The sequence below is a fragment of the Simiduia sp. 21SJ11W-1 genome (assembly GCF_024138675.1).
In the GTDB taxonomy this organism is placed as follows: Bacteria; Pseudomonadota; Gammaproteobacteria; order Pseudomonadales; family Cellvibrionaceae; genus Simiduia.
Genome location: NZ_CP090959.1, coordinates 1,015,567 through 1,041,513, shown reverse-complemented (window position 1 = coordinate 1,041,513; position 25,947 = coordinate 1,015,567). Strand labels below are relative to the sequence as shown.

General features: G+C 57.2%; 27 protein-coding genes. 15 read left to right on the top strand and 12 right to left on the bottom strand.

Annotation, left to right across the window (positions count from 1 at the left end; translation table 11 throughout):
• Nucleotides 1-34: 34 nt before the first annotated feature.
• The 5 genes from hisD to L1F30_RS04580 all read right to left on the bottom strand — a co-directional run bounded on the left by hisD (nt 35) and on the right by L1F30_RS04580 (nt 4,283).
• Nucleotides 35-1,339: a histidinol dehydrogenase gene (gene hisD / locus L1F30_RS04600; protein WP_253359992.1), complete on the bottom strand. Its 1,305-nt coding sequence runs from the start codon at nt 1,337-1,339 to the stop codon at nt 35-37.
• A 22-nt stretch (nt 1,340-1,361) separates the two neighbouring features.
• Nucleotides 1,362-1,991, bottom strand: a complete 630-nt coding sequence (gene hisG / locus L1F30_RS04595; RefSeq protein ID WP_253359990.1) for an ATP phosphoribosyltransferase — start codon at nt 1,989-1,991, stop codon at nt 1,362-1,364.
• A complete protein-coding gene (gene murA / locus L1F30_RS04590; protein WP_253359988.1) occupies nt 1,991-3,253 on the bottom strand; it encodes a UDP-N-acetylglucosamine 1-carboxyvinyltransferase in 1,263 nt (420 codons plus the stop codon). The genes hisG and murA overlap by 1 nt, the downstream gene beginning before the upstream one ends.
• A 49-nt stretch (nt 3,254-3,302) precedes the next feature.
• Entirely contained in the window at nt 3,303-3,533 is a 231-nt protein-coding gene (locus tag L1F30_RS04585) for a BolA family protein (protein ID WP_253359980.1), read from the bottom strand.
• Between the two features lie 126 nt (nt 3,534-3,659).
• Nucleotides 3,660-4,283, bottom strand: a complete 624-nt coding sequence (locus L1F30_RS04580; RefSeq protein ID WP_253359978.1) for a phospholipid-binding protein MlaC — start codon at nt 4,281-4,283, stop codon at nt 3,660-3,662.
• Between the two features lie 236 nt (nt 4,284-4,519).
• Between L1F30_RS04580 and L1F30_RS04575 the strand changes: the two genes are divergently transcribed.
• The 12 genes from L1F30_RS04575 to L1F30_RS04520 all read left to right on the top strand — a co-directional run bounded on the left by L1F30_RS04575 (nt 4,520) and on the right by L1F30_RS04520 (nt 12,927).
• Nucleotides 4,520-5,494, top strand: a complete 975-nt coding sequence (locus tag L1F30_RS04575; protein WP_253359971.1) for a KpsF/GutQ family sugar-phosphate isomerase — start codon at nt 4,520-4,522, stop codon at nt 5,492-5,494.
• Between the two features lie 67 nt (nt 5,495-5,561).
• The gene (locus L1F30_RS04570; protein WP_253359969.1) at nt 5,562-6,086 is read left to right on the top strand and encodes an HAD family hydrolase; all 525 of its coding nucleotides are present in this window, start codon (nt 5,562-5,564) and stop codon (nt 6,084-6,086) included.
• Between the two features lie 52 nt (nt 6,087-6,138).
• Nucleotides 6,139-6,723 carry an LPS export ABC transporter periplasmic protein LptC gene (gene lptC / locus L1F30_RS04565; RefSeq protein ID WP_253359967.1) on the top strand — a complete coding sequence of 195 codons (585 nt, stop codon included), beginning with the start codon at nt 6,139-6,141 and terminating at the stop codon, nt 6,721-6,723.
• Nucleotides 6,710-7,249: a lipopolysaccharide transport periplasmic protein LptA gene (gene lptA, locus L1F30_RS04560; protein ID WP_253359965.1), complete on the top strand. Its 540-nt coding sequence runs from the start codon at nt 6,710-6,712 to the stop codon at nt 7,247-7,249. Before lptC ends, lptA begins: the two co-directional genes overlap by 14 nt.
• Entirely contained in the window at nt 7,246-7,971 is a 726-nt protein-coding gene (gene lptB / locus L1F30_RS04555; protein WP_253359957.1) for an LPS export ABC transporter ATP-binding protein, read from the top strand. Before lptA ends, lptB begins: the two co-directional genes overlap by 4 nt.
• Before the next feature lie 189 nt (nt 7,972-8,160).
• On the top strand, nt 8,161-9,684 hold the full coding sequence (locus tag L1F30_RS04550) for an RNA polymerase factor sigma-54 (RefSeq protein WP_253359953.1): 1,524 nt from the start codon (nt 8,161-8,163) through the stop codon (nt 9,682-9,684).
• 83 nt (nt 9,685-9,767) lie between these two features.
• A complete protein-coding gene (hpf, locus tag L1F30_RS04545; RefSeq protein ID WP_253359951.1) occupies nt 9,768-10,058 on the top strand; it encodes a ribosome hibernation-promoting factor, HPF/YfiA family in 291 nt (96 codons plus the stop codon).
• Between the two features lie 4 nt (nt 10,059-10,062).
• Nucleotides 10,063-10,524, top strand: a complete 462-nt coding sequence (locus L1F30_RS04540) for a PTS sugar transporter subunit IIA (RefSeq protein ID WP_253359948.1) — start codon at nt 10,063-10,065, stop codon at nt 10,522-10,524.
• 13 nt (nt 10,525-10,537) lie between these two features.
• Complete coding sequence (rapZ, locus tag L1F30_RS04535) at nt 10,538-11,428, top strand: RNase adapter RapZ (RefSeq protein WP_253359946.1); 891 nt, start codon at nt 10,538-10,540, stop codon at nt 11,426-11,428.
• Between the two features lie 2 nt (nt 11,429-11,430).
• A complete protein-coding gene (locus L1F30_RS04530) occupies nt 11,431-11,697 on the top strand; it encodes an HPr family phosphocarrier protein (protein WP_253359944.1) in 267 nt (88 codons plus the stop codon).
• 94 nt (nt 11,698-11,791) lie between these two features.
• Nucleotides 11,792-12,313, top strand: coding sequence for a ribosome biogenesis factor YjgA (gene yjgA, locus L1F30_RS04525; protein ID WP_253359943.1), 522 nt, complete (start codon nt 11,792-11,794; stop codon nt 12,311-12,313).
• On the top strand, nt 12,313-12,927 hold the full coding sequence (locus L1F30_RS04520) for a trimeric intracellular cation channel family protein (protein ID WP_253359941.1): 615 nt from the start codon (nt 12,313-12,315) through the stop codon (nt 12,925-12,927). Before yjgA ends, L1F30_RS04520 begins: the two co-directional genes overlap by 1 nt.
• On the opposite strand, the gene msrB is transcribed toward L1F30_RS04520, so the two are convergent.
• The 7 genes from msrB to L1F30_RS04485 all read right to left on the bottom strand — a co-directional run bounded on the left by msrB (nt 12,924) and on the right by L1F30_RS04485 (nt 22,306).
• Nucleotides 12,924-13,469 carry a peptide-methionine (R)-S-oxide reductase MsrB gene (gene msrB, locus L1F30_RS04515; protein WP_253359939.1) on the bottom strand — a complete coding sequence of 182 codons (546 nt, stop codon included), beginning with the start codon at nt 13,467-13,469 and terminating at the stop codon, nt 12,924-12,926. The two genes, L1F30_RS04520 and msrB, sit on opposite strands and share 4 nt — an antisense overlap.
• Before the next feature lie 103 nt (nt 13,470-13,572).
• Nucleotides 13,573-17,769, bottom strand: coding sequence for a YhdP family protein (locus L1F30_RS04510; protein WP_253359937.1), 4,197 nt, complete (start codon nt 17,767-17,769; stop codon nt 13,573-13,575).
• Between the two features lie 9 nt (nt 17,770-17,778).
• Nucleotides 17,779-19,257 carry a ribonuclease G gene (rng, locus tag L1F30_RS04505; RefSeq protein WP_253359930.1) on the bottom strand — a complete coding sequence of 493 codons (1,479 nt, stop codon included), beginning with the start codon at nt 19,255-19,257 and terminating at the stop codon, nt 17,779-17,781.
• Between the two features lie 9 nt (nt 19,258-19,266).
• Complete coding sequence (locus tag L1F30_RS04500) at nt 19,267-19,857, bottom strand: nucleoside triphosphate pyrophosphatase (protein ID WP_253359928.1); 591 nt, start codon at nt 19,855-19,857, stop codon at nt 19,267-19,269.
• A gap of 78 nt (nt 19,858-19,935) precedes the next feature.
• Nucleotides 19,936-20,421 carry a rod shape-determining protein MreD gene (gene mreD / locus L1F30_RS04495; RefSeq protein WP_253359926.1) on the bottom strand — a complete coding sequence of 162 codons (486 nt, stop codon included), beginning with the start codon at nt 20,419-20,421 and terminating at the stop codon, nt 19,936-19,938.
• Nucleotides 20,399-21,184 (bottom strand): rod shape-determining protein MreC, encoded by a 786-nt coding sequence (gene mreC / locus L1F30_RS04490; protein WP_253361742.1) that lies wholly within the window; start codon nt 21,182-21,184, stop codon nt 20,399-20,401. The genes mreD and mreC overlap by 23 nt, the downstream gene beginning before the upstream one ends.
• Before the next feature lie 87 nt (nt 21,185-21,271).
• Nucleotides 21,272-22,306: a rod shape-determining protein gene (locus tag L1F30_RS04485; protein ID WP_253359924.1), complete on the bottom strand. Its 1,035-nt coding sequence runs from the start codon at nt 22,304-22,306 to the stop codon at nt 21,272-21,274.
• Between the two features lie 320 nt (nt 22,307-22,626).
• Between L1F30_RS04485 and gatC the strand changes: the two genes are divergently transcribed.
• The 3 genes from gatC to gatB are packed head-to-tail and all read left to right on the top strand — an operon-like array spanning nt 22,627 to nt 25,885.
• On the top strand, nt 22,627-22,914 hold the full coding sequence (gene gatC / locus L1F30_RS04480; RefSeq protein ID WP_253359922.1) for an Asp-tRNA(Asn)/Glu-tRNA(Gln) amidotransferase subunit GatC: 288 nt from the start codon (nt 22,627-22,629) through the stop codon (nt 22,912-22,914).
• A gap of 21 nt (nt 22,915-22,935) precedes the next feature.
• Nucleotides 22,936-24,390 (top strand): Asp-tRNA(Asn)/Glu-tRNA(Gln) amidotransferase subunit GatA, encoded by a 1,455-nt coding sequence (gatA, locus tag L1F30_RS04475; RefSeq protein WP_253359914.1) that lies wholly within the window; start codon nt 22,936-22,938, stop codon nt 24,388-24,390.
• 28 nt (nt 24,391-24,418) lie between these two features.
• Entirely contained in the window at nt 24,419-25,885 is a 1,467-nt protein-coding gene (gene gatB / locus L1F30_RS04470; RefSeq protein WP_253359912.1) for an Asp-tRNA(Asn)/Glu-tRNA(Gln) amidotransferase subunit GatB, read from the top strand.
• The last annotated feature ends 62 nt before the right edge of the window (nt 25,886-25,947 follow it).

Here is a 25,947-nt window from a genome sequence, read left to right as displayed (position 1 = left end):
GGCACAGCCCTGCCGTTAATTGCAGGGCTGCATCTTAGGCGTCAGATTCCAGAATGCGGTATTCCGCTGAGCGCGCATGGGCTTCCAGCGACTCGCCGCGCGCCAACACACTGGCACAACGCCCAAGCCTACTGGCACCCGCCTGCGAGCAGTGAATAATTGAAGAGCGCTTTTGAAAGTCGTACACACCCAAAGGAGATGAAAAGCGCGCAGTGCCCGAGGTGGGCAGCACGTGATTGGGCCCGGCGCAGTAATCGCCCAGCGCCTCTGCCGTGTGGCGCCCCATAAAAATGGCGCCGGCGTGGCGAATTTTGGGCAAGTAGCTTTCAGGCGAGGCCACAGACAACTCAAGGTGCTCTGGCGCAATGCGGTTTGACAGCGCAATCGCCTCGTCGAGGGAGTCCACATGAATCAACGCGCCGCGCGCCGCCAGCGATTGGCGTGCGATGTCGGCCCGCTCAAGGGTTGGCAGCAAGCGCGCCATGGCCGCTTTTACTTCAGCAAGGTAGGCGGCATCCGGGCAAATCAAAATCGCCTGCGCCTGTTCATCGTGCTCTGCCTGGCTAAATAAATCCATCGCCACCCAATCAGCCGGCGTTTGACCATCGCAAATCACCAGAATTTCTGACGGGCCGGCAATCATGTCGATGGCCACCTGGCCGAATACGGCGCGCTTGGCGGTTGCCACATAGATGTTGCCGGGGCCTACAATCTTATCTACCTTGGTGAGCGTTTGCGTACCGTAAGCCAACGCCGCCACTGCCTGGGCGCCACCCACGGTTAACACCTGATCAACGCCCGCCAGGTGCGCCGCCGCCAGCACCATTGGGTTCAACTCGCCACCCGGTGCCGGTACCACCATAATCACCTCGTCCACACCGGCCACCTTGGCGGGGATGGCATTCATCAGCACAGAGGAGGGGTAAGAGGCCTTGCCGCCGGGCACGTAAATCCCCACCCGCGCCATGGCAGTCACCTGCTGACCCAGCACTGTGCCATCGGCCTCCTGGTATTGCCAGGACGTTTGCAGCTGGTGCTGGTGATATTCGCGCACGCGCGCGGCTGCCATTTCAAGGGCTTCACGCTGCGGCACAGGCAGCGACTCAAAGGCGGCTTTCAAGCTCGCCTGGGGCACGCACAGTGCGCTCACATCGGCCACCTCACGGTGATCAAAGCGATTGGTATATTCCACCAGCGCTGCATCACCGCGCGCACGAATGTCGGCAATGATGTCTGCCACCACCTGCGCAACACCAGCATCACTGATAGATTCAAAAGCCAGCAGCGCCTCAAGCGCTGCATCGAAGTTGGCGTCTCGGGTGGATAGCTCGGCAATCATGGGTTGTTTCACACTGAGAAAGTTAGGCAGATACCGCGGTGGCAATATCGTCGATAATGCGCTGGATCTGGGCGTGCTTCATTTTCATCGACGCCTTGTTCACTATCAGCCGCGAGCTGATGTCGGCAATGTGATCGCGCGCCTCCAGCCCGTTGGCCTTGAGGGTATTGCCGGTATCGACAATGTCCACAATCTCATCGGCCAAATCCATTAATGGCGCAAGCTCCATACCACCGTACAGCTTGATGATATCGGCCTGACGGCCCTGGGCTGCGTAGTAACGCTTGGCAACATTCACGTATTTGGTGGCCACCTTAAGCCGCCCGCTAGGCGCACTGGCCCCCTTGATGGCAGCCGTCATCAGCCGGCATTTGGCAATGTTCAAATCCAGCGGCTCATAAAGCCCCTCGGCGCCATTTTCCATGAGCGTATCCTTACCAGACACCCCCATGTCAGCGGCACCAAATTGCACGTAAGTGGGCACGTCAGAGCCACGCAAAACCACCAGATGTACACCCGGCTGATTGGTACCAAAAATCAATTTGCGCGATTTGCTGATGTCTTCCTCAGGCTCGATGCCGGCGGCGGCCAGCAACGGCAAGGTTTCCTCCAGAATGCGCCCCTTGGTGAGCGCAATAGTCAATTTGCTCATCAGCCTGGCACCCTCCGGATATTGGCACCCAACAATTGCAGCTTTTCTTCAATGCACTCATAGCCGCGATCGATGTGGTAAATGCGATCAACCAGCGTATCGCCCTCTGCCACCAGGCCCGCAATCACAAGGCTTGCCGAGGCGCGTAAATCAGAGGCCATCACAGGGGCGGCTTTCAGCTGCTTAACGCCCGTAATCAAGGCTGTATTGCCCTCAAGGGAGATATTGGCACCCATGCGATTGAGTTCATGCACCTGGATCAGGCGGTTTTCAAAAATGGTTTCGGTTACCGCACCCACGCCTTCGGCAATGGCGTTCATGGCGGTGAACTGGGCCTGCATATCGGTTGGGAAAGCAGGATAAGGCGCGGTTTTGAGGTTGACCGACTTGGGGCGCTTGCCCTTCATATCGAGCGCGATCCAATCGTCACCGATAGTAATTTCCGCACCGGCCTCTTCAAGTTTCAGGATCACCGATTCAAGAATGTCTGCGCGGGTGTCTTTAAGCTTAACCTTGCCGCCTGTGGCCGCAGCCGCCACCAGGTAAGTGCCGGTTTCAATGCGATCGGGCATCACTTTGTAGGTACAACCTTTGAGCGACTCCACCCCGTCAATCACGAGTGTTGCGCTGCCGATGCCTGAAATTTTGGCACCCATGGCCACCAGGCACTCGCACAAATCCACCACCTCGGGCTCACGCGCGGCATTTTCAAGCACCGTACGCCCCTCGGCCAGCGCGGCGGCCATTACCAGGTTTTCGGTACCGCCCACGGTTACGGTATCCATAAAGAAGTGCGCGCCCTTAAGGCGGCCATCGCAACGGGCGCGAATGTAACCTTGGTCTACCTCAACGGTGGCGCCCATGGCCTCAAGGCCTCTCAGGTGAATATCTACCGGGCGGCTGCCAATGGCGCAACCGCCAGGGAAAGACACATTGGCCTCACCGAAGCGGGCCAGCATGGGGCCCAGCACCAAAATGGAGGCGCGCATGGTTTTCACCAGCTCATAAGGCGCGGTGAACTCACGCATCGGCTCGGTGTTGGTTTCAACACACATTTTTTCATCAATGGTGATCTCCACCCCCATGCAGCGCAGCAGTGCGAGCATGGTGGTGATGTCGTTCAGATGGGGCAAATTGCAGATATGCATCGGCCCTTCGGCCAGAAGCGTGGCAGCAAGGATCGGAAGGCCAGAGTTTTTGGCCCCGGAAATGCGGATTTCACCGTCGAGACGGGCGCCGCCTTGGATGAGCAATTTGTCCATATTTTTCTCTTACAGGTATGACTGGGCCCTAGCGGGCACGTGTTGCGGGCTAGCCGGCCTCTGCAGGGGTTAAGGTCTGCATGTTTACAGCGTGAATTACGCCGCTGGCAATCTGCTCAGACAACGCCTTGTACACCAGCTGCTGCTTCTGCACCGGGCGCATACCCTCAAATGCAGGGCTGACCACCACCAGGTTTACATGGCTGCCGGCAATAGACACCTCTACCTGGCTCTCTGCGATGGCGGCTTCTATCAGCGCCTTGATTTCTTGCGGTTGCATGGTTTGCCTCTTAAAACTTGGGGCAACGGGCGCCGTGTGACGCTCATCACGAAAACAAAACACCCCCATTTCAGGGGGTGCCAAGTCTACTGGTTTACCGGCTTTTTTGCACGGCTCGCGGCAACTTTAGGGCTTGGCGGGCAGCTCTTTGGCCCACTCGGCTATCACCAGATCCACATTGCCCTTGTGCTGCTTGTACGCCTGGGCAAACTGGCTGCGGAATGTCTTGCCGAGGTTGATGCCATTAAGCACCACATTGATCAACTTCCACTCACCGGTGGTGCGGTTCTTGGCCATGGTGTAGTCAATTACCTGCACGCCGGATGAGGTGGTCACCTCTTGGCGCACCGCCACGCGGTTTTGGCCAGCGGCCTCGGGGGCCAGCGGCGGGATGGCCATTTCGGCCTGCACATAGCCGGTCATGCCTTTGGCGTAGGTGGATACCAGGCTGTCGCGGAATATGCTTTCAAACTTTGCCATCTGCTCGGGCGTGGCCTTTTTGGCTGCAGGCCCCATCACCACCCGCGCAATAAAACCAAAATCCACCACCGGCTCCAAAATGCCTCGCATTTCAGCCAACAGTTTCACGGCCTCTGGGTCTTTTTCAGCATCGTGCTTGTTCACCGCAGCCTTCAGGGAATCTACAACGCCCACCACCACTTCACGCGGGCCAACCTCAGCGGCACCCTGTGCCGATGCGGCAAACAACAAGAAAGCGCCCAACAGCGCACCTAAAATCCGGGAACCCATAGCCAAACCTCTCCTTTTCTTCCAAACCTTACGGTTAAAAACCTGGCAGCATCTGCCCGGTACCGGGCGGCCATTCTACCTTAAGTGCAGAAAAAACCACCGCCTATTTTAAATATTCGCCATTCAGCTACCGGCGTTTTACGCTAGTTTATCGCACGCGGTTTAGCTGACATTCACGAGTAGGCACTATACCATTACGCCCCTTAACCGAATCTGAATCAGTGCGAGTAAGCCCCATGAATCAACACTTTGCCTTTATTGAAGCCGGAAAGCGCACCGTCAAGATTGAGCTCGATGCCATTGCCGCGCTCGACGCACGCATGGATGCCAATTTTGCCCGCGCCTGCCAGCTGATTCTTGCCTGCCAGGGCCGTACCATTGTGACGGGCATGGGCAAATCCGGCCACATCGGCGGCAAGATAGCCGCCACATTGGCCAGCACCGGCACCCCGGCCTTTTTTGTACACCCGGGTGAGGCCAGCCATGGCGACCTGGGCATGGTGACCCGCCAGGATGTGGTCATCGCCATTTCCAATTCCGGCTCATCATCGGAAGTGCTCACGCTGATCCCCTTATTCAAGCGTATGCAAATTCCCATCATCAGCATGACCGGCAACCCCAACTCGCCGCTGGCGCAGGCTGCCGATGTAAACCTGGACATCAGTATTCAGGCCGAGGCCTGCCCGCTGGATTTGGCGCCCACCTCATCGACTACCGTCACCCTGGTGGTGGGCGATGCCTTGGCAGTCGCGCTATTGGAAGCCCGCGGCTTCACCAAAGAAGAATTTGCCTTTTCGCACCCGGGCGGCGCCTTGGGCCGGCGCCTGCTTGTGCGCGCTAGCGATCTGATGCACGCAGGCCAGGAGCTGCCAAAGGTCAGCCCCGATACCTTGCTGTCTACGGCGCTCGTGGAAATGACCCGCAAGGGCTTTGGCATGACGACCGTTGTGGACGAGGCAGATCAATTGATTGGCGTTTTCACCGACGGCGACCTGCGCCGCTGCGTGGATCTAGGGGCGAATCTGGCCACCGCCACCATGGCCCAGGTGATGACGCGCAACCCGCTTACGGTAACCACAGACCTGCTGGCGGCCGAAGCCCTCACCTTGATGGAACAGCGAAAAATTACCGCGCTGGTGGTTGAAGACCACAACAAACACCCCGTAGGCCTGCTGCACATGCACGACATTTTGCGGGCAGGAATCGTTTAGTATTCAGGCGCGCACAACGCCAACCTAAGTTGCAACCCAACATTCATTTTGCATTTCGGACCCACCCATGACTCAAGCACTGGCCTCGGCAAAAAACATCAAACTGCTGCTACTCGATGTAGACGGCGTACTCACCGACGGCAAGCTCTACTTCGACAACCAGGGCAACGAGATGAAAGCCTTCAACACCCAAGATGGCCACGGCATCAAGCTGCTGCAAAAATCGGGGGTACAGGTGGGCATTATTACCGGGCGCAAAAGTGAGTTGGTGGCGCGCCGCGCGGGTGATTTGGGTATAAATATTTTGGTGCAAGGCCGCGAAGATAAATTTGCCGCCCTGCAGGAAATCCTCACAGACCTGCCGCTTGCGCTCGAGCAAATCGCCTTCATGGGTGACGACCATCCGGATCTCACCTGCATGGTAAAAGTGGGCCTGGCCATGACCACCGCCAACGCTCACCCGGATGTGGTAGCCCGCGCCCACTGGCAAAGTGCGCGCAACGGCGGCGAAGGGGCCGTGCGTGAAGCCTGCGATTTCATCATGCAGGCACAAGGCACGCACGCAGCGCTACTGGCTAAATACACAGGCTGAAGCCGGCCACGGCCCGCTCTCACTCAATCCTGGCGCACAAAGGAAAACAGCGTTGGCAAAACTTAAAAAATTACTGCCCGTTATTGTTGCCCTGATCGTGTTCATCTACCTGTTTATGGTGGAGACACCCTCTACACGCCTGTTCGAGCAGCCCCCAAAAGATGCAGAGCAACAGGCACCGGCATTTTTCATGACCGACTTCGTGAGCGTTCATTACGATGAAGCCGGCAAGGTAAGCCGGCGCGTGACCGGCGTGCGCGCCGATCACTACCAACCCGCCGGCAAGGCCAGCAACAAAGATTTCACCCTGGTAGAGCAGCTGCGCGCTGAAATCTATAATCCCGATCAGGCGCCCTGGATTATTGTGGCCGATCGAGCGCGCGCAACCAACAAGGATGACCGGCTTGAACTCACCGGCAACGTACACCTGTTTCAACAGGATCCGGTTGAGGGCACCACGGAACTCTTTACAGAAAAGTTGATCTACTTTACCAAGCGCCAGGTGGCTGAAACGGATCAGCCGGTGAAAATACTTTCGCCCCAAGGCATTACCCACGGCAATGCGCTGAACGCCAATATCAAAACCCAGACTTTTAAACTTACTCGCGGAGTCACAGGCACTTATGAAACACAATAACCCGCGCCGCAGCCACGCCTGGCTCGCCCTTGCCGCCTTGGCCGTGATGGTTACACCATTGGCACAAGCGCTGCCCACCGATCGCGATCAGCCCATTAACATCAAGTCGGACGATTTCGATCTAGATAAAAAAAAGGGCGTTCTAACTTATGTGGGTAACGTCGTCATTGAACAGGGCAGCATCTACATCGAGGCTGAAAAAGCCGTGTTTTACAGCAAGAACAACGAGGTTTACCGCGTGGTAGCCACCGGTGCACCGGCCCACTTTCAACAGCAACCCGAGATCGATAAGCCACTGGTAAAAGCCCGCGGCGAATTACTGGTGTACGAAGTGGGTAATGAAAAGCTCACCATCACAGGCAAAGCCCGCGTAGAGCAAGACGGCTCACTGATCACCGGTGATCAAATCAACTACAACATTCACCTGGCCACCGTTGAGGCCGGCCGCCGTACCGATAGCAAGGAGCGGGTCAACGTTATTCTGCAGCCTCAAAAGCGCACGCCCGCGGAGCAAAAAGACCAATGAGCCAGTTGCAAGCACTGAACCTGGCCAAGAGCTACAAGGGCCGCCGGGTAGTAATCGACGTATCGATGGAGGTAAACAGCGGCCAGATAGTGGGCCTCTTGGGCCCCAATGGCGCCGGCAAAACCACTTGCTTTTACATGATTGCGGGCCTGGTAGAAAGCGATGCCGGGCGCGTGAGCATCGACGATCAGGACTTAACCCCCCTGCCCATTCACGGGCGCGCACGGGCGGGCATCGGCTATCTTCCGCAAGAGGCCTCGGTATTTCGCAAACTCACCGTGGCCAACAATATTCTTGCCATTCTGGAAACCCGCAAAGAGCTCAACCGCAAACAGCGCTTAGCGCGCATGGAAGATTTGCTGGAAGAGTTTCACATTACCCACATCCGCGACAGCCTGGGCATGGCGCTGTCGGGCGGCGAACGCCGTCGGGTGGAAATTGCCCGGGCCCTGGCCACCGAGCCACGGTTTATTTTGCTGGATGAACCCTTCGCCGGAGTCGACCCCATTTCCGTGGGCGATATCAAAGGCATCATCAAGCACCTTAAAGATCGCGGCATCGGCGTACTGATTACCGACCACAATGTACGCGAAACCCTCAGCATCTGCGAAAAGGCCTACATCGTTAGCGAAGGCCACATTATTGCCGAGGGCGATGCCAGCACGGTGCTCGCCAACCAGCGGGTACGCGAGGTGTACCTAGGCGACCAGTTCACCCTCTAGGCCTGCACATCACCGCACTGGCGCGCAGAACAACAACGCTTTACGCGCCAACCTTAAATCACCCATAAAGGCATGGTGCTTGCTTGTCAATATTGCCTCGCTATTGCCGGATGACTACACTTAGGTTGCGCCCGCTGGAGTTAAGGCCACGTTTTGGGCAGCAACCAAGAGGATGTAAGTCATTACCCCATGAAGCCATCTCTACAGCTAAAACTCGGTCAGCAGCTGACCATGACGCCGCAGTTGCAACAGGCCATCCGGCTGCTGCAATTGTCGACACTGGACTTACAGGCCGAAATCCAGGAGGCGCTGGAATCCAACCCTATGCTCGAGATGGCAGACGGCGATGACACAGGCGCCGATAACGCCGCAGACCACCCAGACAACAGCCAATCTGCCCAGCCAGACGGCAAAGACGCAAACGACAACGCCCCGGATACCCCCGCAACCGACACCACCAGCGACACCTCGATGGATGCCGACTGGAATAACGACATTCCAGACGACCTGCCGGTAGATACCAACTGGGACGACATCTACACCTCGGGCCCCGCCAGCGCAGGCCCGGCATCGGACGACGATCGCGACTACGAGCGCGACGACAGCGGCGGCGAAACCCTGCAAGAACATTTGCTGTGGCAGCTCAACCTCACGCCCATGTCTGATCGTGATCGGGTGATTGCCATGGCCATCATCGATGCCATAGAGCCCAGCGGGCTGTTGGCCTCACCTCTGGAAGAAATAACCGAGGGCCTGGGCCAAGACGCCGATCTGCAAGATGACCCCCTCGAACACGATGAAGTACTGGCGGTGCTGCACCGGCTGCAACAATTCGACCCGCCAGGCGTTGGCGGTCAGGATTTATCGGAATGCCTGCTGATTCAGTTGCGCACACTACCGGCCACTACACCTTTTCTGGATGCTGCTAAACTGATTGTTAAGGATCACTTGGCCCTGCTAGGCAGCCGCGATTACAAGCAACTCATGCGCCGCTGTAAGCTCAAGGAATCAGAGCTTGCCGAAACCATCGGGCTGATCCAAACCCTTAACCCGCGCCCGGGCGAGAGTATCAGCCGGGCTGAAACCGAGTATGTCGTCCCGGATGTCTTTGTCAGCAAAAAACAGGATCGGTGGCTAGTGGAGCTCAATCCAGATATCGCGCCCAAGATCCGTATCAACTCAGGCTACGCGTCGCTGGTAAAGCGCGCCGACACCAGCAAAGATAACAACTTCCTGCGCGATAACCTGCAAGAGGCCCGCTGGTTTTTAAAGAGCCTGCAAAGCCGCAACGAAACATTACTCAAGGTGGCCAGCTGCATTGTTGAAAAACAGGTGGGCTTTTTCGAACACGGCCCGGAAGCCATGAAACCCATGGTGCTGCACGACATCGCCGAAGAAGTTGGCATGCATGAATCCACCATATCCCGGGTGACTACGCAAAAGTACATGCACACCCCCCAGGGCATTTACGAACTCAAGTATTTCTTCTCAAGCCACGTGAGCACAGACTCAGGCGGCGAGTGTTCCTCAACGGCAATTCGCGCCATCATCAAGAAGCTGGTGGCCGCAGAGAACCCCAAAAAGCCCTTGAGCGACAGCAAAATTACCAAGCTCTTAGAAGAGCAAGGCATTCAGGTGGCCAGGCGTACCATCGCCAAGTACCGGGAGTCTCTCGGTATCGCGGCCTCGAATGAGCGAAAGCGACTGATTTAGCAAGCGAGTATTGGTGCCCCGCAACGGTATTGCACCAATGCGGGGCGGGTGCAACGCAAACGCAGCGACAAAAGGAGCAGCAAATGCAAATCAACATCAGCGGACACCATCTCGACCTGACCGACGCCATCAAAAGCTATGTCAACACCAAGCTTGAAAAACTCGAACGCCACCACGACCGAATAACCAGCATCAATGCCATTTTGAGTGTTGATAAACAGCGACAAAAGGCAGAAGCTACCGTCCACGTCAGTGGCGCCGAGTTTTTCGCTGACTCTCAGTCCGAAGACCTGTATGCTGCCATCGATCTACTCACCGATAAGCTGGATCGCCAACTTATCAAGCACAAAGAAAAGCTTCGAAGCCACCGTTGAATTTATGCAGTTTGAAAATCTCTTGGCCCCACGCCGTGTGCAACACGGCGTGGATGGCGTCAGCAAAAAGCGCGCGCTGGAAATTCTGGCCGACCTGATCTCTAACGATATCCCCTCCCTCGCCGCCGACGACCTCTTTCGCAGCCTGGTTGCCCGCGAACGCCTGGGCAGCACCGGCCTCGGCCACGGTATCGCCATACCCCACTGCCGGGTTGCCAACTGCGAGGCCACCACCGGTGCGCTGATTACACTGTCTCACTCCATCGACTTCGACGCCATTGACGGCGAACCCGTCGACGTTATTTTCGCACTTCTGGTGCCGGAAGATGCCGATGGCGATCACCTGCAAACACTGGCCAGGCTTGCCGAGCTGTTTCAGCGCGAGGAATTTCGTGAAGAGTTGCGCAGTGCTGGCTCAGACCAGCTGCTCTATAGTAGGGTAGTGCAACACCTCACTGCAGCCTAAGGAATCTGCCACCATGCCCACCGAGCCAAGCACACCGCGATTAATTGTTGTCAGTGGCCGCTCGGGCGCCGGCAAAAGTACAGCGCTACACGTGCTGGAAGACTTAGGCTTCAACTGCATTGACAACCTGCCGCTGCGCCTGCTGCCGGAACTCGTCAAGCAACTGGAGGCAGACCCCACCGACCAGCAATCGTTTGCCATTAGCGTGGATGCCCGAAACGCCTGGCGCGAGCTGACCAAGTTCCCGCAGATTATTGCCCACGCACGCGACAGCGGCATTCACATTGAAGTGATGTTTCTCGATGCGCGCTCGCCCGCGCTGATTCAGCGCTTTAGCGAAAACCGCCGCAAGCACCCCCTCAGTCGCGACGGCGTGGCACTGCGCGATGCCCTTATAAAAGAACGCGAACTGCTACAGCCAGTGGTGGATTTGGCGGATCTTGTGATCGACAGCACCAACTTAACCCTGCACCAGTTGCGCGATCTGGTAAAAGTGCGGGTGCGTCAATCCGATGAAACCACCATGGCACTGCAATTAATGTCTTTTGGCTTCAAGCGCGGCGTGCCCGTGGATGCAGACTTCGTGTTTGACGTGCGCTGCCTGCCCAACCCCTACTGGAAACCCGAGCTGCGCGCGCAAACAGGCCAGGACCAAGGCGTGGCCGACTTCCTGGAGGCACAGGAAGACACAAGCCTCATGCTAGACGACATCTACCAGCACATTCACAAGTGGCTGCCAAGATTCGAGGCCAGCAACCGCAGCTACATGACAGTGTCCATCGGCTGCACCGGCGGCCAGCACCGCTCGGTATACATCGCCGAGCAATTGCACAAAAAACTGATGGCCGACTACCCCAAAGCGCAATTACGTCACCGAGAGTTGGTGGCCAATCACGGGCACTGAGCATGGAACGGCAAATTGAAATCATCAACAAGCTTGGGCTGCACGCCCGGGCGGCGGCAAAAATGGCCACGCTGGCAGCGCGCTTTGGCTGCAAAATACAGGCAGGTGTGGGCGACAAGCGCGTTGATGCCAAAAGCGTGATGTCGCTCATGCTGCTTGCCGCCAGTAAAGGCACCCAGCTCACCCTGGTCACCGAAGGGGAAGACGCAGACGAGGCCATGGCCGCCCTGTGCGAGCTCATAAACGACCGCTTCGGCGAAGGCGAATAGCCCCTGTCACTGGCGCCGCAAGTTAGATACCATGCGCGCCCAACCCCACTTGTACCAAAGGCTGCACGCAGGCCCTAGCACTTCGGAAGGCACCATGACGCAAGACAATCAATTCGAAGACGAATTTGAACAAGAGCAGCCCAAAAGCCGCACACAAATCAAGAAGGAAATGCTGGCGCTGCAGGCGCTGGGTGCCAAGCTGTGCGAGCTCAACAAGGAGCGCCTGGCAAAAATTCCGCTTCCGGATTTATTGCGCAACGCCATTGTGGAGATGGGCCGCATCAAAACCCACAACGCCAAACGCCGGCACATGCAGTTTATTGGCAGGCTGATGCGCGAGGCAGACCACGAGGCCATCGAAGAAGCCTATAACGCGCTCACCCAGGTATCTGAGCAGCATGTGCAACAACAACACCTGGCCGAGCGCTGGCGCGACCGGATGCTGGCCGAAGGCGACGACGCCATCAACGCCTTCTTACTGGATTTCCCCGCCGCCGACCGCCAGCAGCTGCGCCAATTGGCCCGGGCCGCCAAACAGGAAGCCGCCAAAAGCAAACCGCCGGCAAGCGCTCGTAAACTGTTTCGCTGCTTGCGAGACAGTATCGTAGGCGCCTGATGCTTTTTGAAAGCACGCTCTATTTTGCAGGCCTCATAGGTTGCGCTGTGTTCGCCATTTCCGGCGGGTTGGCTGCGGCAGAAAAACGCCAAGACATCATGAGCTTTATTCTGCTGGGTGTGGTAACCGGCCTTGGTGGCGGCACCGTGAGAGATTTAGTGCTGAACAAGCCCGCCATTTTCTGGCTGGCCGAGCCTTTGTATTTGTACGTGTGTGTGGCCGCTGCCGCACTGACTTATTTCCTTGCCCCGATTTTAGCCTCCAAGCACCGCGCATTAATCTGGATGGACGCAGCCGGCATGGCGCTGTTTAGCGTTACGGCCGCCCACTCAACCCTTCAATGGCACGATGCATGGCTTGTGGCTATGGCGATGGCCATGATTACCGCCTCGTTTGGTGGCGTTATGCGCGATGTATTGCTGGATCAAATGCCGGTGATACTTGAACCTGAAATTTATGTGTCGGCAAGCCTTTTGGGTGCGCTCACCTATCTCATTGCCAATGCAATGGCGCTGCCAACCCACTGGGCCATTGCCATTGGTGTGCTGGCGGCCTTCAGCTTGCGCGGCGCGGCCATCATTTGGGATTTGCGCCTGCCCAAATACAAGGATTAATCGGCGCCGGCCGGCGCATTTTCGATCACGCGTTGTGCGGGAATAAACTCTAACGCCGCCGAGTTAATGCAGTAGCGCAAGCCCGTGGGTTTGGGCCCGTCTTCAAAGACATGGCCCAAGTGCTCGCCGCATTTGCTAAGCACCTCCATACGCCGCATGCCCCAGCTGAAATCTTTTTTGAGCACCACGTTTTCCCGGTTAAACACTTCCCAAAAACTGGGCCAGCCAGAGCCGGATTCATACTTATGCCGGGCGTGAAATACCGGCAACTTGCAACCGGCAGTCACGTACACGCCGTCACGCTTTTCCTCAAGCAAAGGCCCTGTGAAGGGGCGCTCGGTGGCTCCCTGCCACAACACCTTATAGCTAAGCGCAGGCAACATTTCAGCCCACACGGCATCAGGAATCGTCTCCATTGCACGCTGTTCGGCCACCAGCCGCTTGGCCTGGGCCACACTCATGTCGCTGTCGCCGCCTAAGGATTCAGAGGCACAACTTGAAACCAGCAGCGCACACATACAGTAAAAAGCAGACAACTTCACAGGCAACACCTCACCGCGATCAATAACTTCAGGCCATTAGAGCAATGTTGGCGCCTGTTGTTACAAGTAGTGATACAAGGACTGCTACAAAGGGCGCCCGGCATTAGGGGCTTGCGTCAGACGCGACCGCAGGCAGCGGGTCTGAGGTTTGCGGTTGCCGGGTGGCCTCGCCTCCATCGCTGGCAGAATGATTTGGGGTTGGCTGCGGCTCAGGTACCGAGGTGCCGCCATTGGCATCGGGCGCCGGGGCTTTGGGGGCAACCCGGGGCTTGGCACCGGATTTCGGTGCCCGCCCACGGGCATCGGAAATTTGCATAAACTTCATTTCAGGGCTATCCAGCGAGCCAGTTACCCGGTAATTCACGCTGGTCATTTGATCGAATTGTTTTTCAAACAAGCGGCTCGCCACAAACACCCCCGCAGCCACCGGCAAACCAGCCGAAACGGCCGCAATAAAGGTTAAGTTATCGAGCACAGGTAAGTTGACTGTAAGGTCTGTATCGAGGGTGTTTTCAATCAAATTCACACGCCCTGCCATCTGCATTTTGCTCGACGGTGTGCGCACGGCTACCGGGCTTGCCAAGGTCAGCAGGCCGCGATCAAACGCGAGCTCACCGGTGACTTTATCGTAGGCCATTCCACTTGCGTAGACGTCAGAAAAATCCAGCTGCAAGCGACGAATCCAGGTATCGAAGTTCAATATGCCCATCAAGCGCATCAATGCGTTGCCGGCCGATGCATCAGCCCGCAAAAATCGACCTTGCTCGATGGTAAAATCCACGTCCCCTTGCAGCCCCACAATCTGGGCCTGCATGGGTGCGCCCGGCCAACGCACGGCCATATCAAAATTCGCGCTCCGGCTCTCAATAAGTTTTTCCATTGCCAGCGCAGACATCACCTCACCCAAATCGCCGGCCTCTAAGCGCCCGTTAAAGGCACTTTCGTGACGCCCGTGATCCCACACCAGTTGCGCACCGCGCCCGGTTTCTGCATCCACCGCGAACTGCAAACCATAGAGGCTGCCCTTAATGTCGCCAAGGGTCAGGGTTGCGCCGCGCACGCTCGCATCAAATCGCACTTGGCCGATATTTTCATCCTGCTGATACAGGCTCGCCACTGCCACACGTATATCAGGCAGCGGGGCAATAGCAGCCCAAACGGCTTCGGCATCGCGAGCAATGTTTTCTTGCACAACGCGTGCGTCTTCAGGCGAAGGCGCGGCTTCTGTTTCATTTTGGGCGGCGTCACTGTTTTCCCACAGCGGCAAGCGCAAATAATTCAGGCTTAAGTCCAGCGGCCTGTCTGCGCTATAGGGTAAATCCAAATCGCCGGCAATGCGCTCGTTGCGCAAGTTGATCCTCCAGGCGGCGCTGGATTTAATCGCCTCTATGTGCGATTCACCCAAACTGTGATCGGCCTTGGCAATCAGCTCTGGGGTATTGATCACCACATAAATGGGCACAGCTTGCGCCACCGGCGTGCCATCAACAGGCCCGGGCGCTGAACTGGCGGTGCCCTGCGCAATTGCCTGTGTATCGCGCAGGCCCGCCCACTGGCCTTCAAAGGCGTTGATCCATTGGGCCACATCAATCTCGGGCAGGCGTCCGCGCACGCGCAACATAGGCTGTTTGGGAAGCTGCGAGTTGCCAAAAAAATGTACATCGCCACGCTCAAACACCATCGCATCGTCACGGCGCTGCCAAGACAAACTGCTTGCCAATAAATCGCCCAGGCGCGCAGAGACTTCCAGCGCGTCTTCACCTACAGGCACCTGCACCACCAAGGGCAGCCGGCTAGTCGCAGGCTTGTTAAATGGCGCAGGCAGATCCACCTGCAGCCCCGTGAGCGGGCTGCTGATCTCCAATTGCACCTGCGCGTTACTGCGCTCTGGCTGATTCACCCGCCAGGGCACATGCACCTGCACCCGGTAGGGGCTTACACCGCGAAACTGCGGCAAGGGTGCAGCACCGGCCCAGGCCAACAGCGCCTGCACATCGGCGCGGGTATTCGCCACAAAACGCAGGGTGTCATTGTTGAGCGACGCATTAAGATTTAAAGGCTCACCCCACAGCTCGGCACGCAGGTTATCGGTTTGCACGCCCAGCCTATCGGCAATGCGTAAACTGCCGGTCACCTTTTTCAGCGGCAAATTTAACCCGCCAATTTCCACACTGGCATCGGCAAGTACTGCATTTACATCAAAGCCCGGCGCCGACTGAGCGCCGCCCATGGGAATGTCTAACTTAACCGAAGACTGGTAATCGCCCACTAAACGCCAGTTACTAAAGGCGTCACCGGTGATGTCTGCCAAGGGCGATTCACGCAGTAACCGCTGCACATCTGAAAGCGGGCCTGCCAGATCTGCATCAATCGCTAATCTCAGCTCCCCTTCTGCACCGGGTGCAAGGGTTACCCGCGCGCGTGGCAGGCTAGATTCATGCAGGCGCCCCTGGCTTGCGGCAACCACCAGGTGGGCGTTGTCCAACATCAGCTCTGCATCTACCTCATGCACCGCAGGCCATGGGGGCTGATAATCCAAGCGGGCGTTTTGGATGTCTAACCACAACTGCACATTGGGTTCAGGGCCGCCGTCTTTTGATAAAAAGCCGTGCAACATGAAGCCGCCCTGTGACACCTGGCCATCACCCACCGCAGTCTTTAGCCAATCGCGTAAAGTATCCGAGACCACAAAGGGCACATACTTTTTGTGGTATTGGGCGGCTGAGTTTTTAATGCCAATTTGCAGCAATAACTCCAGGGTTTTATCTTCACGCCCCATGGGGGCATCAATGTAAACGAAGCCTGTAGCCTTGCCATCGTCGCCGGTAAAATTCACAGGGCCGCTGTTTACAAATACCGATTCGCGCGCGCTATCCAGCCACCAGGCAACCTGCCCACGGGCGGTGTGGTACTCCATGGGCTGCTCATACACAGAGGTGTAGTGCATGCTAAAGCCGTTGCTGCTATCGAGATCCAGCCAGCCGCCGTGTTTCATGGCGCGCAGGTAGCCATTCACACCCGTTAAGGCGGGCGCACCCTGCCAGGCTTTGACTGCCACATCCTGTAAATTTGCCGACAACACAAACTCATCAAACGCTACCTGCGGCCACTGCAGCTGAACATTGGTTAACGCACCCGAAGGCGTGAGTGCGCCGAGCACTTGCTGCAGCTGTTCGGGTACAAGGGCGCTGTCTGCCAGCCATCGATTCCAGGTAGCAAGCTGCACAACATCCGCCTGCACGGCCAGGGTTTTATTAACATCCATAGCTGCCGAAATGGCGAAGGGCGGATGCCGTTCGCCAGCCCACTCAACTTCGGCATTTTGCAATTGCAGCTGCCAACTGCCATCAAAATGCCAGTGCCCCGCCAACTCGCCCGCCAGTGATTGAAAACCCAGCTGTTTATCCGCCACTTCAAAAGGCAGGCCCGCCAAGGCCACACTGCCAACGCCGGCAAGGCCCACGCCGGGCGTTAAATCCACCCAGGCCTCCAGGCTTACTTTACCGCCGGCGCGCCATTCACCGGCGGGCAAACCCTGCCAGAAATCGCGCGCCACCATGGCCAACAACCGCTCACTGGGAAAGCCATCAACGCGCACATAAGCGCGCGAGCCAAAGTCATCTATCTCAAAGGGATCGCCACTGCCTTCCATGACGATTTGCACAGCCTCAGCGCGCTCATCAAGCTGCAGGCTGGCACTGAGCCTGTGCCGCCCCTGGCCGTGTTCAAGCAACACGCGATTAACCACCACAGCCCAGGTGTGGCCGCTTTGCAAGGTGACGTGGGTTTGCAAATCAATCAGATTGATTTTTTGCCCCACCAAAAAGAGGCCGCGCAAATCATCGAGGCTATAGTTGGTGGCAGCAGGCGTTTCATTGGCCCTTTGCAGGCCCTCCAGGCGAATAGCGCCGCTTGCCGACTGCACAAAATTACTGCGCACGCCCAAAAATTCCATATCGGAAAAGCGCAACCTGCGCTGTAAAAGGGAGGCCAGCAAATCCACTTCTGCCAGCGCACTTTCCACTGTGAGCACAGGCTTGCCGGCGGGCGTAGAAACAGATAACCCCTCCAGGGCAAGTTCGGGCATCAGGCTTTCCCACTGCCCGGCCAGCGCGCCTATTTTTACATCCAGCGATAGCTGGCTTGATAAGTAACGCGCCAAGGGTTCGCGATAGTCGGCCACCATGGGCATGGCCATGCGCCCCAATTGCACGAGCAACGCGCACAAAATCAACAGCAGTGCAGCAAGCTGCCAAAAGTGCCGCCAAAGGCTCGCGAAAATTGTTGCCAAGGGTTTCATAACCTGCGCTTACACCAAAATGATGTCGTATTGTTCTTGGCTGTAGAGGGTTTCAACCTGGAACTTCACTGGCCGCCCGATAAACTCTTCCAAATCGGCCACATTGGCAGACTCTTCATCAAGCAGGCGATCAATCACCGATTGTGCACCAAGCACCAAAAAGCTTTCGTTTTCATAGGAGCGGGCTTCGCGCAAAATTTCGCGAAACAATTCATAGCACACGGTTTCAACCGACTTAAGTTTGCCGCGCCCCTGGCACACCGGGCAGGGCTCACACATTATCTGGCCCAATGACTCACGGGTGCGCTTGCGCGTCATTTCCACAAGCCCCAGCTCAGACACGCCGGTAATGCTGGTTTTGGCGTGATCGCGCTCCATCATCTTCTCAAGAGTACGCAGCACCTGGCGCTGGTGCTCGCTGTCTTTCATGTCTATGAAATCGAGAATAATAATGCCGCCCAGGTTGCGTAACCGCAGCTGGCGGGCAATCATGGTGGCGGCTTCAAGATTGGTTTTGAAAATGGTTTCTTCAAGGTTGCGGTGGCCCACAAACGCACCGGTGTTTACATCGATGGTGGTCATGGCTTCGGTTTGCTCAATCACAAGATAACCACCCGATTTCAACGGCACCTTGGTTTCCAGCGCACGCTGCAACTCATCTTCTACGCCGTATAAATCGAACAGCGGCCGCTCACCCGGGTAATGCTCCAGTAAATTAGCGATTTCCGGCGAATACTGAGCCGCAAACTCGCTCATACGCCCAAACACTTCGCGCGAATCCACCCGGATTTTTTCAAGATTGGGTTTAACCAGATCGCGCAGCGTGCGCAAGAACAACGGCAAGTCTTCATGCAGTACCGAGGGCACAAATGCACCGGCAATGGCGCCGTTGAGGTTATCCCAAAGCTGATACAGAAACGGCACATCGGCCATAATTTCTTCTTCGGTGGCCACCTCGGCCACGGTGCGCACAATAAAACCGCCTTTGCCGGCACCGCTATTTTCGCTGATGGCGCGCTCCACCAATTGCTTTAAGCGCTCACGCTCTGCATCGTCTTCAATGCGCGTGGATATGCCAATGTGCTCGGTTTTTGGCATGTACACCAGGTAGCGTGAAGAAATAGACAAGTGGGTGGTCAGGCGCGCGCCCTTGGTGCCAATCGGGTCTTTGGTGACCTGCACCACCAGGGTTTGGCCTTCGTGCACAAGGTTTCGGATATCGGGCACTTCGGCGGTGCGCGCCTCCATACCGTTTTCATCTAGCGGGGCGATATCTGCAGCGTGAATAAACCCCGCGCGCTCAAGGCCAATATTGACGAAGGCCGCCTGCATGCCTGGCAGCACGCGCACCACTTTGCCCTTGTAAATGTTGCCCACCAGGCCCCGGCGCTGCGGCCGCTCGATATACACCTCTTGCAGCACGCCGTTTTCTACCAGCGCGACCCGGCTTTCGGTAGGTGCCACATTAATCAGTAATTCTTCGCTCATAATCGTGCCTCAGCCCGTGGTCTGCCAATAAGGCACCTGTAGTTGCGTAAGCATGGGTACCAGTTTTTCAATGGGCAGGCCCACGACCCCTGAATAGCTACCTGCGATGCGTTTTACAAACACTGCACCCAGCCCTTGAATAGCATAGCCGCCGGCCTTGTCTTGGCCCTCACCTGTGGCCCAATAGGCCTCACACTGGGCTTCGGTCAGTGGCCAGAACTGCACTTGTGTAACCGAAAGCTCCTGCAGGCATTCCCCCTTGCCCAACAGGCAAACGGCGGTCATCACCTCATGTGTACGGCCCGATAAGCGCGCCCACATGGCCAGCGCCTGGGCTTTGTTGGCGGGCTTTTCCAGAATTTGATCATCACATACCACCACGGTATCAGCCCCGAGGACCACCCGTTCAGCACCGGCGGCGGCCAGGCCCGCGCGGGCTTTGGATTCAGCCAGGCGGCTCACGTATTGGGCGGGCGTTTCACCGGGTTCTGGCACCTCGGGCACAGCCACCGAGACAACCTCAAAGGGCACGCCAATCTGCGCCAACAGCTCGCGCCGACGGGGGGATTGAGAGGCCAATATCAATGCGGGCACGCCCATGAGGCACCTTTAAATTATCCTTAACGATCAAAGACTTGGAATTATATTAGTTTGGCAGCGCTTGCGGGGGAAATATCGCTAGGTGACACGGTACCGGCGGCGTACAACCTGCTGGAGTTTATAGAGCAAGGGCCAGCAGAGCGCGCTGGTAAACGCCGGCCACAAAAAGCCTAGGCCTTGGTATTCGTGGCCTGAGAGCGAATTCACCCAATTGCCCACCACCTGATGCATACCCACAAGCACAAATAACCAGCCCGCCTGCTGCCAGGGGGCATAGTTGCGCAAGCGCTGGTAAGACAACAAGCAGACATAGCCAATGAGCACTAACGACAGGGCGTGATAACCCAAAAGGCTGCCTGTGATGACATCTTGAACCAGCCCCACAGTGCACAAGGCACCCAAACCAAAGCGGTAAGGCAGCGCCAGTATCCAGTAGACGCACACCAGCACCACCCAGGCAGGCCGGTATTGGCTAAACAACCCCATGGGCCAAACCGCTAACAGCAGCGCCACCACCAGCAGTACCCCTACCAGCCAAAGGTTATTGGCTTTCGGCGCCTGCATGGGAGGCCTCGTTATCAAATACCAACAATACGTGGCGGCTGCGGTTGAGCTGGGCGCGGGGCTTGGCGATTACATCGGCGAAGGGTTTGCCCGGCGACATAGACACACTCATCACCTCGGCCACCGGGTAACCCACGGGAAATCGCTGGCCCAGGCCCGAGGACACCAGTACATCGCCCACGCGAATATCCACAGTGCTGGACACATGGCGCAGCTTGAGCGCGTAGAGATCACCAATACCCTCGGCAATAGCGCGTACGCCGTTGCGATTAACCTGCACGGGCAGCGCGTGGGTTGGGTCGGTAATGAGCATCACCCGGCTGCTGATGGGTGTGAGATCAATCACCTGCCCCATTAGCCCATGGGCATCAAGCAAAGGCTGGCCGATATACACACCGTCGTCGCGCCCCTTGTTCACCACCACAATGTGCGATTGCGGATCGGGCGATACGCCAATCAGCTCGGCCACCAGCACCCGGTCTTCAAGCAAATCCGCCGAGTTCAGCAGCTGGCGCAGGCGCACATTTTCTGCAGCCAAGGAGGCCATTTGCTGCAATTTGCGCTTGAGCACCAGTATTTCACCCTTGAGTGCCGCATTCTCGCTTTCCACCTCTGCGCGCGAACGGGTGGAATCATCCAGCCATTCGCCCAGGCGCGTGGGCACGTTGGTTAGCCAGTAAAAAGGCACGGCAAGTTGCCCCACCTGCTCGCGCACCGGGTCTAGCCATGGGGTAAATCGGTTGATTAACAGCAGCGCCAACATGGCTGCAAGCAGCACGCTGGCGCGCGACGCAGGAGACGGGCCTTTGGTAAAAAGCGGTTTGATCGTCCAACCTCCTGCTTGAGGGCCTTAAGAGGAGAGTAAATCGATATTGCGCTTATCCATTAAGTCCATGGCTTTACCGCCACCACGGGCCACGCAGGTGAGCGGATCTTCTGCCACTATCACCGGCAAACCGGTTTCTTCCGATAACAGCTGGTCGATATCGCGCAACAGCGCGCCACCACCGGTGAGCACAATGCCGCTCTCGGCAATATCAGAGGCCAGTTCAGGTGGCGATTGCTCAAGGGCACTTTTTACCGATTGCACAATACCGGCCAAGGGCTCTTGCAGCGCTTCCAGAATTTCATCGGAATTGAGGGTAAAGCTGCGCGGTACACCTTCGGCCAGGTTGCGGCCGTGCACATCGATTTCGCGCACTTCACTGCCCGGGAAGGCACAGCCGATTTCCTGCTTGATGCGCTCGGCAGTGGCATCACCAATCACCGAGCCGTAATTGCGGCGCACGTAGTTCACAATGGCTTCATCAAAGCGGTCGCCGCCAATGCGCACGGAATCGGAATACACCACGCCGTTAAGTGAAATAATGGCGATTTCAGTTGTGCCACCGCCAATATCCACCACCATGGAACCGGTGGCCTCTTCAACGCGCAGGCCCGCGCCAATGGCGGCTGCCATGGGCTCCTCAATCAGGCGCACCTCGCGGGCACCGGCGCCCAGGGCCGATTCGCGAATCGCACGCTTTTCCACTTCGGTTGAAAGGCAAGGCACACAAATCAACACCCGTGGCGACGGCTGGAACCAGCTGTTTTCGTGCACTTTGCGAATGAAGTGCTGGAGCATTTTTTCCGTGACCTGAAAATCGGCAATTACGCCGTCTTTCAAAGGCCGGATGGCAGTAATGTTGCCCGGGGTACGGCCCAGCATGCGCTTGGCTTCAACGCCCACAGCTTCAACAATCTTGGAGCCGTTGTGCTGGCGAATGGCCACCACCGAGGGCTCGTCTAAGACAATGCCGCGTTCACGTACGTAGATGAGGGTATTCGCCGTGCCCAAATCGATGGACAGGTCGTTTGAAAAAACTCCGCGCAGGCGTTTAAACATGGGTGGGTCGCACCTTACTGCTAGATAATCAGAATAATTATTGGGATTCGGGCCTTGTTCATCCTGGCGCAACTGGTAGCCCGGCTATGTGGTTACGGGCCCTTGCAGCAGGCGTTGGCTCAGGTTAATGGCCACTTCGTCCTTAATCCACGCACTCTAACAACGGCAGGGATTTTGAGCAAGGCGCAAATATGGTAACTTTAGCGCCCTTTTTCACATTCCTGTGCCCTGCACCAACTTCTGGCGCCACCGGCGTCTGGCGGTGTACTGCCGTTTTGCGGCAACACAGACTGAATGATCCAACACAGTGGAGATAAATAATGGCCGTGGATCGCTCCGATATCGTCAAGCTGGGTGAACTCGCTCGGCTGCAAATCAGCGAGGAAACCATCGACGAAGTGACCCGTCGACTGGGTGATGTACTGGCGCTGGTAGATCAGCTGCAGGCGGCAGATACCGACGCCGTAAAGCCAATGGCGCACCCCTTCGACGCCGTTCAGCGCCTGCGCGCCGACGAGGTTACCGAGCCCAATCAACGCGACGCATTCCAAGCCATCGCCCCGGCCACCGAAGATGGCCTGTATCTGGTTCCCAAGGTTATCGACTAAGGCCGCACAAGGATTAACACCATGCACAACAAAACACTGGCCGAGCTGTCCGCGGGCCTGCAGGCAAAAACCTGGTCGAGCGTTGAACTCACCCAACACTTCCTGGACCGCATCAAGCGCCTTGATCCGAACTACAACAGTTTTATTACCGTTACCGAAGACGTGGCACTGGCACAGGCAAAAGCCGCCGATGCGCGGTTGGCGGCGGGCGAAACCCACCCACTGTGTGGTGTACCCATTGCCCACAAAGATATTTTTTGTACCCAAGGTGTAAAAACCACCTGCGGTTCAAAAATGCTCGACAACTTTATCTCCCCATACGACGCCACAGTGGTGGCCAACTTCCAGGCCGCGGGCGCGGTGATGTTGGGCAAAACCAACATGGATGAATTCGCCATGGGGTCCTCGAATGAAACTAGCTTTTTCGGGCCAGTAAAAAACCCGTGGGCTACCGGCTGTGTACCGGGCGGCTCTTCCGGTGGCTCGGCTGCGGCCGTGGCCGCACGTCTTGCACCTGGCGCCACCGCCACCGACACCGGCGGCTCCATTCGCCAGCCCGCTGCACTCTGTGGCCTCACGGGCCTCAAGCCCACCTATGGGCGCGTGTCTCGCTGGGGCATGATCGCGTTTGCATCAAGTCTTGATCAGGCAGGCCCCATGACCCGCACCGCCGAAGACGCGGCCTTGATGCTGAACACCATGGCCTCCTTTGACGCAAAAGATTCCACCAACATTGACCGCGAAGTACCCGACTACACCGCCAGCCTCAACGACTCCCTGGCAGGCTTAACGCTGGGTGTGCCAAAGGAATACTTTGGCGAAGGTTTGAACCCCGGCACCCAGGCGGCCGTTGAAGCGGCCATCAAACAATACGAAGCGCTGGGCGCCACCATTAAACCCATCAGCCTGCCCCATTCCCACTTGGCGGTGCCGGCCTACTATGTGATTGCCCCGGCGGAGTGCTCGGCCAACTTGTCGCGCTTTGATGGCGTACGTTACGGCCATCGCTGCGAGAATCCTGCAGATCTTGCAGATCTGTACAAGCGCTCGCGCAGCGAAGCCTTTGGCGAAGAAGTTCAGCGCCGCATTTTGGTGGGCACCTACTGTTTGTCTGCCGGTTACTACGATGCCTACTACCGCAAGGCGCAAAAAGTGCGCCGGTTAATCAAGCAGGATTTTGTGGACGCCTTTAAAGAAGTTGACCTGGTAATCGGGCCGACCTCGCCGTCACCGGCCTTTGCCTTTGGCGCCAAGGGTGCAGACCCGATCGCCATGTACCTGGAAGACATCTACACCATTGCCACCAATCTGGCGGGCCTGCCCGGCATGTCGCTGCCGTGCGGTTTGGTTGACGGCAAGCCTGTGGGCTTGCAACTGATTGGCAACTACTTTGAGGAAGCGCGCATGCTGAACGCCGCTCACCAGTACCAACAGGTGACCGACTTCCACCAACAAGCGCCCGCCGACATCGCCTAGGCCAAACCAAAAATTAAGGAGCACACCCATGCAGTGGGAAACGGTAATCGGCCTTGAAGTACACGTACAATTGGCCACCAAAACCAAAATTTTCTCGGGCGCCAGCACCGCCTTCGGTGCCGAGCCCAACACCCAAGCCTGCGCCATAGACCTGGCCATGCCCGGCACCCTGCCGGTGGTGAACGAGCAGGCCTACCGCTACGCCACCATGTTTGGCCTGGCCATTGATGCAGAAATTGGCAAGCACTCGTTTTTTGAGCGCAAAAACTATTTCTACCCCGATCTCCCCAAGGGTTATCAAACGACCCAGCTGGAAGCCCCCATTGTGGGCGCGGGCCACGTAGACATCACCCTTGCCGACGGACGCACCAAGCGCGTGCGCATTCACCACGCCCACCTGGAAGAAGACGCCGGCAAATCTTTGCATGAAGGCGCAGCACTAGGGCTGAGGCACGGCATGAGCGGTATCGACCTCAACCGCGCCGGCACGCCACTGATCGAGATAGTCTCAGAACCTGATATGCGCAGTGCCGAAGAAGCCGTAGCCTTCGCCAAAAAACTGCACTCCATCGTGACCTCGCTCGGCATTTGCGATGGCGACATGTCGCAGGGCTCCATGCGTTTTGACGTGAACATTTCCGTGCGCCCGGCAGGCGAAGAAAAGCTTGGCACCCGTACCGAAACCAAAAACCTCAACTCGTTCCGGTTTATGGAAGAGGCCATCAAGCTTGAAGTGGAGCGCCAGATAGACCTCATTGAAGATGGCGGGCAAGTGGTTCAGGAAACGCGCCTGTACAACGGCGACCGCAAAGAGTCACGCTCCATGCGCTCCAAAGAAGAAGCCAACGACTACCGCTACTTCCCCTGCCCGGATTTGCTGCCAGTGGTAATCGATGACGACTACATAGACGCCATTCGCAAAAGCCTGCCAGAGCTACCCGATGCCCGCCACGCGCGCTTTAAAGAGACTTACCAACTGTCTGACTACGATGCCAGCCAGTTGAGCGATGACCTTGCCACCGCGCAGTATTTCGAGGCAACCGTAACCGCTGCAGGCGATGCCAAACTGGCCGCCAACTGGATCATGGGTGAACTGGCCGCACGCCTGAACGCTGCCGATCTGGCCTTGGCCAACAGCCCCGTGAGCGCGACCCAGCTCGGCGGCATGATTGCCCGCATTAAAGACGGCACCATTTCAAGCAAGCAGGCCAAGGAAGTGTTCGAGGGCATGTGGGCCGGTGAAGGCGATGCCGACAGCGTTATTGAAAAGCGCGGCTTGAAGCAAGTATCGGATACCGGCGCACTGGAGGCCATGGCCGATGAAGTGATTGCGGCAAGCCCCAAGCAGGTGGAAAACTACAAAAACGCCGATGCCGATAAACGCCCCAAAATGCTCGGCTATTTTGTCGGCCAAATCATGAAGGCCTCCAAAGGCCAGGCCAACCCCACGGCAATCAACGAGATTTTATTGAAAAAGCTCGACGCCTTACTGTAAGCGAAACGCGAGCGCACAGCGCTCGCACTCCCCTTTTTAAAATTTACAAAAGATACAGTCAC